The sequence below is a fragment of the Halodesulfovibrio sp. genome (genome assembly GCF_015482765.1).
In the GTDB taxonomy this organism is placed as follows: domain Bacteria; phylum Desulfobacterota; class Desulfovibrionia; order Desulfovibrionales; family Desulfovibrionaceae; genus Halodesulfovibrio.
Genome location: NZ_JADMLB010000071.1, coordinates 40,896 through 56,111, shown reverse-complemented (window position 1 = coordinate 56,111; position 15,216 = coordinate 40,896). Strand labels below are relative to the sequence as shown.

The window sequence follows — 15,216 nt, the reverse complement described above, 5'->3', positions numbered from 1 at the left end:
CTCAGCTCATAACAGCGGAGCGGGACAACTGTATGTTGCCCCGCTCCTGTCATATGTGGTTGTTGTGGCTACCAGACTCTCGTCTAGTCACCGACTGGTTCTATATTAACAGCGCACACCTTTACCTCGGCTATACCGGACTCAGGACATTCTGCACTGTTTGTTAATACATTAGCAGCAGCTTCCGCAAAGTGGAACGGGATGAACACAGTTCCATCCACAGCTTTTTCAGAAAGCTTAACCGTCACACGAATCGTTCCCCGACGTGAGGAAACTTTCGCCATATCACCGTCTTTCATTCCGTATTTTTTAGCATCATTACTGCTTATCTCTATATAGGCGGCAGGTGATTTGGTTGCCAGCTCCGTCGCTTTTCGTGTCATTGTTCCGGTATGATACTGGTATAAAACACGGCCGGTTGTGAGTATTAACGGATATGTTTCATCAACAACTTCTGCCGGAGCGACATATGATACGGGGTGGAATTTTCCTTTTCCTCGAACAAAATTATCTGCATGAAGAATAGAAGTTCCATCACTTTTTTCATCAGGACACGGCCACTGAATGCCGTTTTTTTCAATTCTTTTGTATGAAAGTCCTGCATATGAAGGTGTTACAGAAGTCATTTCATTAAAGATTGCTTCTGCATTGGTACCACCCTCAGGTGCCAACACGGCTCCCATTTGGGCTGCAATATCACAGACAATTTGCGCATCATCACGCGCACCTTGAGGCGGATTTACTGCCTTTCTAACACGTTGAACACGCCGTTCTGTGTTACTGAATGTTCCATTTTTTTCAGCAAAACACGCTGCTGGAAGCACAACATCGGCAAGTTTAGCTGTTTCAGTTAAGAAAATATCCTGCACAATCAGGAACGGAATTTTCTCCAAACAGTGCACTGCGTGGGCAGAGTCAGCATGCGAAACAACCGGATTTTCACCAATAAGATACATTGATTGCAATGTTCCTGCGTCAACAGCATCGAACATTTGTCGTGATGTCAGTCCGTTATTTGGTGACAATGTTACACTCCATGCAGCTTCAAAACGTGCACGAACTGTTTCATCTGTCACCTTTCCATACGCAGGATATGTGACAGGAAGTGCCCCCATATCACACGCACCCTGTACATTATTCTGCCCGCGCAATGGATTCAATCCGCCACCTTCAATACCGATATTACCACATAACATGGCAAGGTTAGCGAGTGCTTTTACATTGTCCGTACCACTTACATGCTGGGTAATTCCCATGCAGTAGAGGATGGCACTCTTTCCTTTTGCGTACAAATGCGCTGCTTTTTCAAGGTCAACAACCGGAATACCGCACATCTTCTCTGCGTACTCCGGTGTGAACTGCGCAAGGGATTGCGAATAGGCTGTGAAGCCTTCTGTGCGTTCATCAATATACTCCCGATCGTGTAAACCATCACGCAGAATGACATGAGCAAGTGCGTTAATCCATATGACATCTGTTCCGGGTTGCGCCCGAAGCCATACATCTGCAAAGCGCACAATATCAATTTTACGCGGGTCAGACACAATAAGTTTTGTTCCATGCTGTGTAATCGCACGCTTAAGCGCAGCGCCCATAACAGGATGGTTTTCCGTTATATTAGAACCCGTTATCAATACTGTATCAGCATTTTTCAGGTCATCAATCGGGTTTGTAGCAGCACCGCTTCCGAATGCAGCAGCCAGACCGGCTACTGTAGGGGAGTGTCAGTATCGGGCGCAGTGGTCGACATTATTTGTCCCGATAACTGCGCGTGCGAACTTTTGAAAAAGGTAGTTTTCTTCATTTGTACATCGAGCGGAAGCAAGAACACCTATCGAATCCGCTCCATTTTTTTCTTTATATTCACCTAATTTTTCTGCGATAAGGCTAAGAGCTTCGCCCCATTCAGCCGCAACAAGTTCACCATTTTTTCGTATAAGAGGCGTCTTTAACCGTTCATCAGAGTTGATAAACTGCATTCCAAAACGCCCTTTTACACACAAGCTTCCGTGGTTCGGGATCGCATCCACCCCGTTAACCATCTGCACAACATTATCTTTTACATGCAGATTCATCTGGCAGCCGACACCGCAATACGCACAAGTAGTACGCACAACTTCGGTTTCACACACACGTGGCTTCTGTCGTGCTTTCTTCAAGCTCAATGCACCCACAGGGCAAACCTGTAGACATTCACCACAGAAAACACAGTCTGAATCGCCCAGCGGCAAATCACATTTTGCAATAATTTTAGCGTCACTTCCGCGATATCCATAATCAATGGCATTGTTAACCTGCACTTCTTTACATGCCTGCACACAACGCCCGCATAAAATGCATTTTGAAAAATCACGGATTAAAAATGGATTTGAAAAATCTGGCTGATATTTCGGCTTGGTTCGTTCAAAACGTTTACCGGTTGCATTGTAGCGAAACGCTAAATCCTGCAGACGGCAATCACCTGTTGAAGGACACAAAAGACAATCATGCGAGCCGGAAGAAAGCAGCAGTTCCAAATTCATCTTGCGAGACTTCACAACAGATTTGGACTCGGTCTGCACGTCCATTCCAGCACCCGCAGGTGCTGTACATGAAGCAACAAGCGATCTTGCACCTTTTACTTCAACAACACACATTCTACATGCGCCCGTTGGTGAAGCATTTTTCAAATAACACAGGGTTGGAATAAAAATGTCGTTTCTGCGTGCCACATCAAGAATGGTTTCCCCTTGCGTGAACGCGTACACCTTGCCATTAATGGTCAATTCTAAGGTATTCATGGGTCACCACCTAATCTATGGCATCAAACGGACAGGCAGAGTAACAGCTCATACACTGAACACATATATCCGTATTGATTTTTGCAACTTCTTTCTTCTTCCATTCCACTGCCCCGACAGGACAAACAGAAGCACATTTGCCGCATTTCTTACAGCGCTCATTTATGACCTTAAAATCAACCAGCGCCGGACAACGTTTAGCAGGGCATTTCTTTTCAAAAATGTGTGCTTCAAATTCTTCACGGAAGTGACGAAGTACAGAAAGAACCGGATTGGAAGCTGTCTGCCCAAGCCCGCACAAAGCAGAACTTGTAATCATTTCAGAAAGCTCTTCAATCAGCGTAATGTCTTCAGGCTTCCCATGCCCTTCACAAATCCGTTCGAGAATTTCCAGCTGTCTACGTGTGCCCTCCCGACACGGGGTACATTTACCGCAAGATTCTTCCTGAATAAATTCCAAGAAGAAGCGCGCCATATCGACCATGCAGGTTTTATCATCCATTACGATAACACCACCGGAACCCATGATGGCTCCGACCTTGGCAATTTCCTCGTAATCAACAACAACATCCATATGATCTTCTGGAATACACCCGCCGGACGGTCCACCAAGCTGAACGGCTTTCAACTTGCGTTTTTTAGGAATACCGCCGCCGATGTCGTACACAATAGAACGAAGAGAAGTTCCCATAGGTACTTCAACAAGTCCGATGTTGTTCACATCACCGGAAAGAGCAAATACCTTGGTTCCCTTACTGTTTTCCGTACCGACAGAGGAATACCACTCACCGCCGTTAACCATAATCTGCGCAACGTTTGCCAGCGTCTCAACATTGTTAAGGATAGTCGGCTTCTTCCAAAGCCCTTGAGCAGCAGGAAACGGCGGTCGAGGAATAGGCATGCCGCGTTTTCCCTCAATTGAGCGCATCAATGCAGTTTCTTCGCCGCAGACAAACGCACCTGCCCCTTGATAAATAAAAATATCAAAGGAGAAATCAGTACCGAGAATATTCTCACCAAGCAGCCCCATTTCACGAGCCTGATCAATAGCAATCTGAACACGTTTGATTGCCAACGGATATTCTGAACGGCAGTAAATATAGCCTTCTGTGGCATTAATAGCACGAGCGGCAATGGTCATTCCTTCAAGAACAGCATGCGGGTCAGCTTCAAGGATACTGCGATCCATGAACGCACCCGGATCACCTTCATCCGCATTACACAGCACATATTTAATATCGCTGTCATTTTGCGCCGCAAATGACCATTTCATACCAGTCGGGAATCCGGCACCACCGCGACCGCGAATACCGGCCTTCTTCATTTCGTCGATAATCTCGGCAGGCTGCATTTGCAGCAGAGCTTTTGAAAGCCCCATGTAGCCTTCACGCCCGATGTAATCTTCGATTGATTCAGGGTTAATGATGCCCTTATTACGCAGCGTCCAAGGCTTCTGCAAAGCAAAGAAAGGAATATCTGAGAAAAGTGGAACCCGCTTTTTAGACTGCGGATCTTTATACATAAGACGCTCGATGGGAGCATTGTTAACAAGATGTTCGCTCACAATTTCCGCTACGTCTTCTCTGGTCATTTTCTGATAAAAAACATTATCAGGATGAACCACCATCAACGGCCCTAACGCACAAAATCCATTACAGCCGGTTTCTACAACACGGACACGATCTTCAAGACCATGCTTGGCTATCTCTTCGTGCAGCGCGTCTTTTACTTTCAAACTACCGGTGGCATGGCAGCCTGTACCACCGCAAATAAATAAATGGCGAATGTTAGGTTCAGAGATCCGTGCAGCATATTCTGCCTGCATCTCTTGAAGTCTTTCTGGAGTTACGTGTGTCATATGTACTCCGCTATGAATATTTTTCTAAAATTTTCAAAACGGAATCAGCAGTCACGTCACCATGTACGTCACCATCCACAACCATGGCAGGAGCAAGACCGCAAGCTCCTACGCAACGAACCCCTTCAAGATCAAAACGTCTGTCTTCAGTTGTTTCCCCCTCAGCAATACCGAATTCACCGGAAATTCGACCAATGACTTCACGCGCACCCTTTACATAACAGGCTGTACCGGTACAGACCTTAATAGAGTTGCGCCCCTTAGGCTTGAGAGAAAACAGAGAATAAAATGATACAACCCCGAAAACATCACTGGCGGGAATATTCATCCCTTTTGCAATGTATTCAATAAGCGCCTGCGGGAACCACCCTACTATATTCTGCGCTTCTCGAAGTACTGTAATTAATGCTCCGGGAGTTTCACGATGGCGTTCGATAACACCATCAACCTCTTTCCACATATCCTGAGAAATTTCATCACTACAACAGCTCATTGTTCCTCCGCACAGACCGAACGTATGTCTGTAGAACTAGAATATGCCGCTTCGTCATTTCCTACTGATTCCATCCAGTACTATCAGTAGGACGAAAGGCCGCCAACTCCAAACAAATCTGAGTTAACGGCCTTTCTAAACTATCGTAACAATCGATACCTCATATCATATACTGCGAAACACAAAGAGACTTATGAAGCCCCAAGGTGGCGCCATGCAGACGCGACAGTATTTTTCATGAGCATTGCAATTGTCATTGGACCTACGCCCCCGGGAACTGGAGTAATTTTACCGGCAATCTCTTTAGCTTTGTCAAATTCAACATCGCCGCTCAAGAGTGCTTTACCGGACTCCGCTGTACCGATGCGGTTAACACCTACATCGATTACTGTTGAACCGGGCTTAATCCATTCCGGTTTAACAAGATTTGGAACACCCGCCGCAACAATAAGGATATCTGCACGCTTGCAGTGTGCTTCCAAGTCCTTTGTACGAGTGTGTACCATGGTCACGGTACTGTTGGCGCCTACACCTTTTTGTCCCATCATAATAGAAATAGGCTTACCAACAATATTGGAGCGACCAACCACAACAACTTCCGCACCGCTTGTTTCCGTACCGGAACGCACGATCATTTCCTGAATACCGGCAGGGGTACACGGGAGGAAGCCTTCTGTATCACCAAGCACCATACGGCCAAGGTTTACAGGGTGGAATCCGTCAACGTCTTTATCTGGATTGATTGCAGTGATGACTTTTTCTTCATCAATGTGTTTTGGAAGCGGCAACTGAACTAAGATGCCGTGAATGGAAGAGTCGTTGTTGTACTGATCGATAAGCGAAAGCAGCTCATCTTCAGTAATGTCTTCAGGCTGGTTATCCTGAATTTCGTGAAAACCAAGACCAAGAGCAGTTTTCACTTTAAGGGTCACATAGCTTACAGAAGCCGGATTTTCACCGACAAGAATGGTTACGAGACCAGGAACGGTGTCATATTTTTCTTTAATCGCCGCTACTTCTCCGCGCAGTTCTTCAAGAATTGCTGCGCGCATCTGGGTTCCACTGATAATTTCAGCACTCATCGTCTGCTCCTTTGTGCAATGCGCATATAAGCGAGCTCCGCAAATGCGGAGCCCGACTAAATCGCGCACGCGCGCTTTTTCTTGCTAGAATAACCCCTTAACCTGTCCGGTGTCAGGATCAACATCAATTCTTCTAAATGACGGATTAGAACCAGTGCCCGGCATAAGTGAAATAGCACCTGCTACCGGAACAAAGAATCCTGCACCACCGAAGACAAGAACATCACGAATAGTGAGACGCCAACCAGTTGGAACACCTTTCTTTGTAGGAATATCTGAAAGTGACAAGTGGCTTTTTACCATACACATACCAAGCTCACTTGTCTTAGGATCAGCTTCAATAGCCTTCAGTTTCCTAAGCGCTTCAACTGAGTAATCTACACCATCAGCACCATATACTTCGGTAGCTACCCGCTCAATACGTTCGCGTGCAGGCATATCCCAAGTATAAAGCGGTGTAAACTCAGTTTCATCTTCACAAGCAGCAATAACAGCATCTGCGAGTTCAAGAGCACCGTCACCACCGTGTTCCCAATGGCGGGAAAGAGCAACTCGAGCACCGGCAGCTTCACACAGTTCACGCACTTTGGCGATTTCTGCATCAGTGTCTGTAACAAACGCGTTGATGCAAACAACTGGAGAAACACCAGATTTTTTAACAATATTGACGTGATGAAGCAGGTTAGCACAACCCTTTTCAACCCATTCAACATTCTCAGAGTTGTACTCTTCCGGAAGCGGCTTACCTGGAGCAGGAACCGGAGCACCACCGTGACACTTAAGCGCACGGATAGTTGCTACAACAACTGCTGCATCCGGCTTAAGACCGGAGTAGTGGCATTTCAGGTTCCAGAATTTTTCATATCCGATATCCGCACCAAAGCCGGATTCTGTTACGTGGTATTCTGAAAGCTTCAGACCCACCTGATCTGCAATAATAGAAGACTGGCCAATTGCAATGTTTGCAAAAGGTCCTGCATGAACGATAACAGGCTGACCTTCCAGAGTCTGGATAAGGTTCGGGTTCACAGCCTCAACAATCCATGCTGTCATAGCACCGTCTACCTCAAAGTCTTTTGTGGTAAGCGGATTGCCTTTTTTATCGTATGCAAGAATGATTTTTGACATACGTTCACGAAGGTCACGTAAGTCTTTCGCTACTGCAAGAATCGCCATTACTTCAGAAGAAACAGCAATATCAAATTTAGAACGCATCATGTAGCCGTCGCGCTGTCCGTTAACACCGTCAATGCCAATAATAACATTGCGCAATGCCTGACAGCAGAAGTCGATTACCCAGCCCATTTCTACACGGGTAGGATCGATATCAAGACGTTTCATGCCTGAAAGTTTTTCCAGCTTTTCATCATCATAGTTACGCTCATGCTGCATACGGGAGGTAAGAGCTACCATCGCAAGGTTATGCGCGTTCATAATAGAGTTGATATCGCCGGTGAAACCCAAAGAGAAAGGAGTAAGCGGTATGCATTGTGAACGACCACCGCCCGCTGCAGAACCTTTCACACCCATAGTCGGGCCGCCGGAAGGCTGACGAATTGCAGCTGATGATTTCTTACCACGCTTGCCAAGTCCCTGAACAAGACCGATGGTCGTTGTAGACTTACCTTCACCAAGCGGAGTCGGGGTAATCGCAGTTACGTTAATGTACTTGCCGTTAGGCTTGTTCTCAAGGCGTTTAAGCACTGCACGGTAATCAATTTTACCCATGTAGTGTCCGTACGGAAGAAGTTCTTTTTCTGTAAGCCCCATCTCGTCAGCAATGGCGTAGATGGTCTTCATCCGTTTCTCAGCATCCTGAGCAACTTCCCAGTCAGCGTGATTTTTTGGATCCAAGGTCTTATTTTCTGTTTCCACAGAGGCCATCTTTTCACCCTCCCTTAAAGGTAAAAGAACAGGTAGTGCTCTACACAGAGAATGTCACCACATTTACGCGTCTCAACATAAGGATCCATAAGCGCCCATTCAATATCGATAGAAAAAAGCATTCTGTGTGAGCATGAGTACATCAAGCCAATCATACAGGTTGAACAATCCATGCATTGCAGCGTTGGTCAACCTGCCGTACGAAACGTTATGCAGCTCGATGCGAGGAGAAAGAAAAAGCGGCCTTCCCAGTTTGGCTACCCATCTTAGATGAAAGTTTAGATGACTAAACTCTCTCCATCTGTTCATCCCGCAAACTTGTGCATACAGCTAAGTAGTTCTCAGTGCCATACACACACTTTTGTATTTACGTCAATATGCGTAGAATTTTTTGCAGAAAACTCGCAAATTGAGTGCGAAAATCACGCAAGCCTGCAAAATGGATTTTTCAGATTGATTTTTTCGTTTTCATCTCTTGCATATTCTCTTACGTTGCGTGGCTTTCTACGGTATATTGTTCTTGTTACTTAATTCACATAAAACACACCAACCTACTGTTTATGCACACAAACTTTTTTACGCATTCTGATCCACTTCCGATAGATTCCTGTCTTGAAAAAATTACCGCAACACTCACCAAGTCCCCGAATTGCGTACTCCATGCACCACCGGGAGCAGGTAAAACCACGCGGGTTCCTCTTGCATTATTAAAAAATATTCATTTAAGCGAAAAAAAAATTATTATGCTCGAACCGCGCCGCCTTGCGGCTCGTGCAGCTGCATCCCGACTTGCTCAATCAATCAACGAACAAGTAGGTAAAACAATTGGATATCGCATTAAGAATGACACCAAAGTTTCTTCTGAAACAAAAATTGAAGTCGTAACCGAAGGTGTTCTTACGCGCATAATACAAAATGATCCGGAACTTTCTGCATATTCTTGCATTATTTTTGATGAATTCCACGAAAGAAGTATCCACGCTGATTTAGGATTAGCTCTGGCTCTAGAAATTCAGGAGGCATTGCGCCCTGACCTGCGCCTTCTTGTTATGTCCGCAACACTGGATACAGAAGAAATATCTACCCTGCTTAACAATTGCCCGGTCATACGCAGTGAAGGAAAAAGCTACCCCGTAACTATAAAGTACACTCCACTTCCACAAACTGTTTCAAGTCGAGTTGAACAGAATATTCCGGCACAGCTGACGCTTATGGTAAAAACAATTCAGCATGCTCTTACCCACGAGCAAGGCAGCATTTTAGCATTTTTGCCCGGTGCCGGAGAAATTAACCGCGTCGCAGAACAACTGCATGAAACACTTCCCTCTGACACTGATCTGACTCGTTTGTACGGACAGCTCTCGCAAAAAGAGCAGGATGCTGCGATACTTCCTGCTCCAACAGGCCGACGGAAAGTTGTTCTTGCAACATCCATTGCAGAAACCTCACTCACCATTGAAGGAATCCGAATCGTTATCGACAGCGGTCTTTCCCGTTCATCAAGCTTCTCTCCATCAACCGGCATGAACAAACTCATTACAGAACCTGTTTCCCTAGCTGCTGCCACACAGCGAACAGGACGCGCCGGACGTTTGGAAAGCGGTATTTGTTACAGACTCTGGTCAGAAACTCAGGAACACTCTTTCCGCGCTTTTGCAGCACCGGAAATAAAAGAAAGTGATCTTGCCCCCCTTGCTCTAGAGTTGGCGCAATGGGGAGCATGTGGAATTGAAGGAGTCCACACTCTTTTATGGCTGGATACACCTCCGCAAAGCAGCTACCAGCAGGCATTAGAATTGCTTCAAACTCTTGGAGCGCTAGATAATGACTTTGCCATTACTGAGCATGGAAAACAGATTGCAAAACTTCCCCTGCATCCTCGTTTAGCGCATATGTTGATCACAGCTGAGAAACAAGACTTTGGGCATACTGCTGCAACCGTGGCAGCTCTGCTTTCTGAAAAAATGCGGGGAACGGATTTACAGCAAATTCTGGAAAAGGGGACATTCTCTTCCTCTGTAATCAAAACCAGACGCCATCTTTGCAATCTTCTTACTATTTCCAGCACCTCAGTTGCCCCTGCAAAAACTGGAAGCTGCATCGCACTGGCATACCCCGACAGAATCGGTAAGCTCAGCAATGGAAGAACAGAGTACAAACTCAGCAATGGTCGCAAAGGTTCTGTGCAAGAAGACAGCTCTCTTGCCGGATCACCTTTTATCGTTGTTGCAGAACTTAATGATGCTCAAGCCACAAGCCGAATCTGGCAAGGTGCTCCAATTGATCTTTCAGACATATATAAACTGTTTCATCAACACATAACCAAACAGGCAACAGTAACATGGGATGAGAAGACATCTTCTGTTGCAATGATACAAACCGAAAATTTAGGTGAACTTGTTCTCGAACAGGAACGAATTTCCTCCGCCTCCGAAGAGGACGTGCTGCATGCCATGCTTGATGGAATCCGCCAACTCGGTCTTCAGGCATTACCTTGGACAAAAGAAGCAATGCAGCTAAGAAATCGCCTTGCATTTATACATCGCCATGCACTTCAATTCACAGAAAAAAACGCTTTTACATGGCCAGATATGTCCACCAAACAATTATTAGAAACGCTAGAGAACTGGCTTGCACCTTATCTCACCGGTTTCCGAAAAGCTGCTGATCTCAAAAAGCTTACCATGGAAACGATTCTCCTTTCGTCACTTGAGTGGGCACAGCAACAAGCTCTTGAAAAACTCGCTCCTACCCATTTCACTGTTCCTTCAGGCTCACATATACGCATTGACTACAGCGAATCAGAAGCGCCAGTTCTTCCTGTCAAACTGCAAGAAATGTTTGGTGCAACAGAAACACCATCTATCGGAAACGGAAAAATCCCCCTCACCGTACATCTTCTCTCACCTGCGGGAAGACCATTACAGGTAACGCGCGACCTGATTTCATTCTGGAAAAATGGCTACCCTTCTGTTCGTGCAGAAATGCGAGGACGATATCCCAAGCACCCTTGGCCGGAAGATCCTCTAACAGCTCAAGCCACAAAAAAAACGAATAGAGCCTTACGAAAGGGGTAAAACGCAGGCAAACCAACCTTCACAGGGTTCAAAGCATCATAAGTCAACGTGAACAGGCAAAACAGTAAAAGGTTAGCAAAAACGATCAAGAAGAATATGTTGGATTCAGGCAGGATATATTTCATGGAGACACTGACATGAATACACAGGAACGCATCCGCCTTGCTCTACATTATATAGAGCAAAATTTAGACGAGCCGTTGTCCCTCGAAGAGGTTGCGCAACAAAGCATGTATGCCCCGCATCACTTTCACCATATTTTCAGAGGCCTCATAGGTGAAGGTGTCGCAGAATATCAACGACGGTTGAAATTACAGCGTGCGGCAAATGCTCTGTTGTACAGCAACAGACAAATTATCGATATAGCTCTTCAGGCTGGATATGGTTCTCAAGAAGCGTTCACCCGTGCATTCAAACGTTGGTGCGGCTACACTCCTTACTACTACAGGAAGTGTTCGCCAAAACATGAATTACTATCTGGAGAAATGCTCATGAATTCCACACACAGTCTTTTGAAAGAAAACAATCTGACAGTAAAAATCAAAACACTGCCTGAAATGCACGTAGCAAGTATCAGACATACCGGTGACTATAGCCGATGTGGAGAAGCATACGACATGCTGTGCCAGTGGGCTGACACACAAAACCTTTTGAACAACCAAACGCAATTCCTTGGAATCTGCTACGACGACCCTAAAATTACCCCGAAAGAGAAATGCCGTTACGACGCATGCATTGTTGTAGATGCTTCCGCTAACGTATCAGGTGAAGCGAACATGCAGACCATTCCTGAAGGACGTTACGCCACGGTTGTTCACAAAGGATCATACGAAACGCTGTATATCACCTATGCCGCACTGTTCGGAGAGTGGCTCCCTGCTTCTGGAGAGGAACTCAAAGAAGCACCTTCAATACAATTTTATCTTAACACGGTAGAAAACACTCCTCCCGATGAGTTGCGTACAGAGCTTCGTATTGCACTTATGTAAGAGGATAAAAAAGTGCTACTAAAAACAAGTAAAAACTTATTTTCTGTAGCACTACATAAAAATCACTGCACGTAAACAGTGTCTTCTCTGTAAAAAATCACTCAATACAATATGATATACTTTTTTTCAAAGTATACTCTCCTACACATACTTCATCCCAAATCATAAACGCAAAAGAGCGTCCTGTACTAAACAGGACGCTCTTCGGTTATATGGGGTGCATATAAAGTGTAGGGAAGAATTACATGCTGAAACACCAATAGGCGTAATGATATGCCTCAGCATAAAAATTCAACTTTAAGCTTCTACGTTAAAAGAAACTATAGAAATCATTTAATCATGAGTTATAACAATGTCAACATTTAATAAAATAATGCATATTTATAAATAATAATGCCGAAAAGAGTAAGACACAGAGAAAAACATGACGTTATATAGCTATTTACACAACATAAAACCCCATATAGCATATTCTTTATATTTTTAGTACAAAATAAAATACATCTTATACTCTTTCTCTACCATTTTTTATAATATTAAATTACTGCATTTCGCTTTTTTGCAATAAAATATTATCTATAACACTCGTAAAAAACCATATTGTACAAACAACATACATCTAAATATATCTTTCAATGAAATCTCGGTACGTGTTGTTTTTTCGACTTTTAGTACATTTTTGTTTGAAAACCATATTCTTCTTCATTTAATCAAACAAAATAAATCTTCACACATTTCCATACAACTCTTGTACAACTAACACACTTCACCTTCTGACTCTTGCCTGCCATAGTAGATAAGCGTAAACCTGAATACATTATGAATCGTGAAAAATTACTAAATGACATGTTTGCTGCCATGCAACACACGTTGGGCAGCAGTAACTGGTGGCCTGCGGAAAGCCCTTTTGAGGTAATGGTGGGGGCTGTTCTTACTCAGAACACAAACTGGAAAAATGTAGAAAAGGCAATTCACAACCTAAAAAACGCTCAGGTATTAACACCCGAGAAAATGCTTTGCCTACAACAGGACGAACTTGCAGCCCTGATTCGCCCCGCGGGGTATTTCAACGTAAAGGCGAAGCGACTACACAACTTACTTCGCTGGTTCCACAACGCTTCCGAATTTTCTTTTTCAAAACTGGATACTCTTTCTATGGAAGAGCTGAGAGCAGAGCTCCTCAGCGTAAACGGTATTGGACAGGAAACAGCGGACTCTATTCTACTATACGCGTTTGAACGCCCGTCTTTTGTCGTTGATGCGTACACAAGAAGGATATTTAACCGACACAGCCTTGTTGAAGAAGATATCTACTATGAAGACCTGAGAGATTTTTTCATGGATGTTCTTCCTCAAGACGTCGCTCTTTATAATGAATATCATGCATCTATTGTGAGAGTCGCTAAAGACTGGTGCCTGAAGAAAGCACCGCAATGCGAAAGTTGCCCTCTTAAAATTTTCTTAGAATAGCTTCTTTGCTGCATTCGCTTTTTGAACAACCATTACCCAACACGTTGTGTAGTTTTGCATTCTACAACAAAAAAACATATACAAAGGTTCCCTTCTACACCAATACTCATTCGTTATGTGTACACAAGGGGAACTGAGACACACGCGCTAACATAATAGATTTACTCTCTCTTCACGATATATTTAGTTGCCATACATTCAAAAGCACTTATACTACTCAAGATACATACATCTTCAGCTTATCCCCATGGGAAAGCCCGGCGGGTTAAACCAACCATTTCCTGCCTAAGGCATCAAATGAAAAAATACTTCTTGTACATACTCATCGTCTTCACAGTACTCTCGTGCATTCCACCCTGCTCTTCAGCATATGCCGAAGATGCCGCAAGCATTGCCAAAAAGTTGAAACAAGAAAAAAAACAAGCTGAAAGCAAAAAGAAAAAACTCACCACTCTCAAGCGCAAAGCCAAACGACTTCAACGTGCTCTCACGCAGGAAGAAGTCATGATTGCCAAACTCTCTAAAACCATTAATGCGCAAGAAAAAAAATACGCAGCCATTAGTGCAACAAGTCAAGCATTGACCGACAAGCATAAAATTCTGAGCGCACAAAATAATAAAGCACAAAAAGAATTGATATCATTGGTTAAAAAGTTATGGCCGTTGTACATTAATAGCCGAGTACTCGCCAGCAATGCTGCTGAAAACTGGGATGAGCTTGACAGACGCTACACATGGGCTTCTACATTGTACGCTACAGTCGAAGAAAAGCAGCTGGTGCTCCTTGAGCAAGAAGAAGAACTCAAAAAACTTTCTGAAGAACAGGCTGAGCTTTCGGCAAAAGCCAAAAAACAGCTTGCAGAAGTGAACCGTAAAAAAGATACCCTTCTGCAACAAAAGCTTCGCCACCATAAACAGCTAAAAAAAGTCAGTGCACAACGGGCTTCTGCTGAATCTTCTCTGAGAAATGTTCTCTCAATTATTGAGACACTGAACTACAAGCTGGAAGAAAAAAGCAAAGCCGGAGCAAACTTTCCTTTGCTTAAAGGAGTGCTTCCATGGCCGGCTCACGGGGTTATTGCCAAGCGATTCAAACCAAAGGCAAAACCTCCTGTAAGGGGTATCGGTCTGGCTCTGCAGGAAGGAAGTACGATTAAAGCTGTATCAAGTGGCAAAGTTGTTCACAACGATGTCCTGAGAGGTTTTGGACGAGTTGTTATTGTCATGCATGGAGAAGAGTATTATTCACTCTATGCATTTCTTGCCGACAGCAAACTCAATGTCGGCGACATTGTAAAACCCAAACAGATGATTGGTAATGCGGGCTTCTACCCTGCCGTAGACGGTACAGGAATGTATTTCGAATTGCGCTTTCATCAAAAAGCAATTAATCCAGAGACGTGGCTTTCCGCACTGGATTAACACGACATTTACATATTTTGCCTCCGGCCGACAGACTCTGCCTTGAACCGACAGACAGACGCCTATTTGCCGCAAAAATTGTTTTATCAAATAGATACAACACGCGAGCAAATTGAGACAAAATCGTGCAGGTAACCTTCCGAAGCAGCACACTTCTTCGC

The 15,216-nt window shown here is 44.5% G+C and carries 9 protein-coding genes; 4 read left to right on the top strand and 5 right to left on the bottom strand.

Features of this window, described 5'->3' with window-relative positions; genetic code table 11:
• Positions 1–83: 83 nt before the first annotated feature.
• From fdhF to QZY95_RS13715, 5 genes are all read right to left on the bottom strand, one after another.
• A complete protein-coding gene (gene fdhF, locus QZY95_RS13735; RefSeq protein ID WP_290924495.1) occupies positions 84–2,780 on the bottom strand; it encodes a formate dehydrogenase subunit alpha in 2,697 nt (898 codons plus the stop codon).
• Positions 2,781–2,790: 10 nt separating this feature from the next.
• A complete protein-coding gene (gene nuoF / locus QZY95_RS13730) occupies positions 2,791–4,638 on the bottom strand; it encodes an NADH-quinone oxidoreductase subunit NuoF (protein WP_290924493.1) in 1,848 nt (615 codons plus the stop codon).
• Between the two features lie 10 nt (positions 4,639–4,648).
• The gene (locus QZY95_RS13725; protein WP_290924491.1) at positions 4,649–5,131 is read right to left on the bottom strand and encodes an NAD(P)H-dependent oxidoreductase subunit E; all 483 of its coding nucleotides are present in this window, start codon (positions 5,129–5,131) and stop codon (positions 4,649–4,651) included.
• Between the two features lie 191 nt (positions 5,132–5,322).
• A complete protein-coding gene (folD, locus tag QZY95_RS13720; RefSeq protein WP_290924489.1) occupies positions 5,323–6,213 on the bottom strand; it encodes a bifunctional methylenetetrahydrofolate dehydrogenase/methenyltetrahydrofolate cyclohydrolase FolD in 891 nt (296 codons plus the stop codon).
• Positions 6,214–6,297: 84 nt separating this feature from the next.
• On the bottom strand, positions 6,298–8,097 hold the full coding sequence (locus QZY95_RS13715; RefSeq protein WP_290924488.1) for a formate--tetrahydrofolate ligase: 1,800 nt from the start codon (positions 8,095–8,097) through the stop codon (positions 6,298–6,300).
• A gap of 560 nt (positions 8,098–8,657) precedes the next feature.
• On the opposite strand from QZY95_RS13715, the gene hrpB reads away from it, so the two are divergent.
• The 4 genes from hrpB (at position 8,658) to QZY95_RS13695 (ending at position 15,055) form a co-directional block, all read left to right on the top strand.
• A complete protein-coding gene (gene hrpB / locus QZY95_RS13710) occupies positions 8,658–11,174 on the top strand; it encodes an ATP-dependent helicase HrpB (protein WP_290924486.1) in 2,517 nt (838 codons plus the stop codon).
• A 137-nt stretch (positions 11,175–11,311) separates the two neighbouring features.
• Positions 11,312–12,163 (top strand): AraC family transcriptional regulator, encoded by an 852-nt coding sequence (locus QZY95_RS13705; protein WP_290924484.1) that lies wholly within the window; start codon positions 11,312–11,314, stop codon positions 12,161–12,163.
• A gap of 819 nt (positions 12,164–12,982) precedes the next feature.
• Complete coding sequence (locus tag QZY95_RS13700; RefSeq protein ID WP_290924482.1) at positions 12,983–13,633, top strand: endonuclease III domain-containing protein; 651 nt, start codon at positions 12,983–12,985, stop codon at positions 13,631–13,633.
• 504 nt (positions 13,634–14,137) lie between these two features.
• Positions 14,138–15,055, top strand: a complete 918-nt coding sequence (locus tag QZY95_RS13695) for a M23 family metallopeptidase (RefSeq protein ID WP_290924480.1) — start codon at positions 14,138–14,140, stop codon at positions 15,053–15,055.
• Positions 15,056–15,216 lie beyond the last annotated feature (161 nt).

Excerpts from the sequence above, each read along its gene's own strand:
- nuoF (WP_290924493.1), bottom strand. The coding sequence starts at position 4,638 with ATGACACACGTAACTCCAGAAAGACTTCAAGAGATGCAGGCAGAATAT.
- QZY95_RS13725 (WP_290924491.1), bottom strand. The coding sequence starts at position 5,131 with ATGAGCTGTTGTAGTGATGAAATTTCTCAGGATATGTGGAAAGAGGTT.
- folD (WP_290924489.1), bottom strand. The coding sequence starts at position 6,213 with ATGAGTGCTGAAATTATCAGTGGAACCCAGATGCGCGCAGCAATTCTT.
- QZY95_RS13715 (WP_290924488.1), bottom strand. The coding sequence starts at position 8,097 with ATGGCCTCTGTGGAAACAGAAAATAAGACCTTGGATCCAAAAAATCAC.
- hrpB (WP_290924486.1), top strand. The coding sequence starts at position 8,658 with ATGCACACAAACTTTTTTACGCATTCTGATCCACTTCCGATAGATTCC.
- QZY95_RS13705 (WP_290924484.1), top strand. The coding sequence starts at position 11,312 with ATGAATACACAGGAACGCATCCGCCTTGCTCTACATTATATAGAGCAA.
- QZY95_RS13700 (WP_290924482.1), top strand. The coding sequence starts at position 12,983 with ATGAATCGTGAAAAATTACTAAATGACATGTTTGCTGCCATGCAACAC.
- QZY95_RS13695 (WP_290924480.1), top strand. The coding sequence starts at position 14,138 with ATGATTGCCAAACTCTCTAAAACCATTAATGCGCAAGAAAAAAAATAC.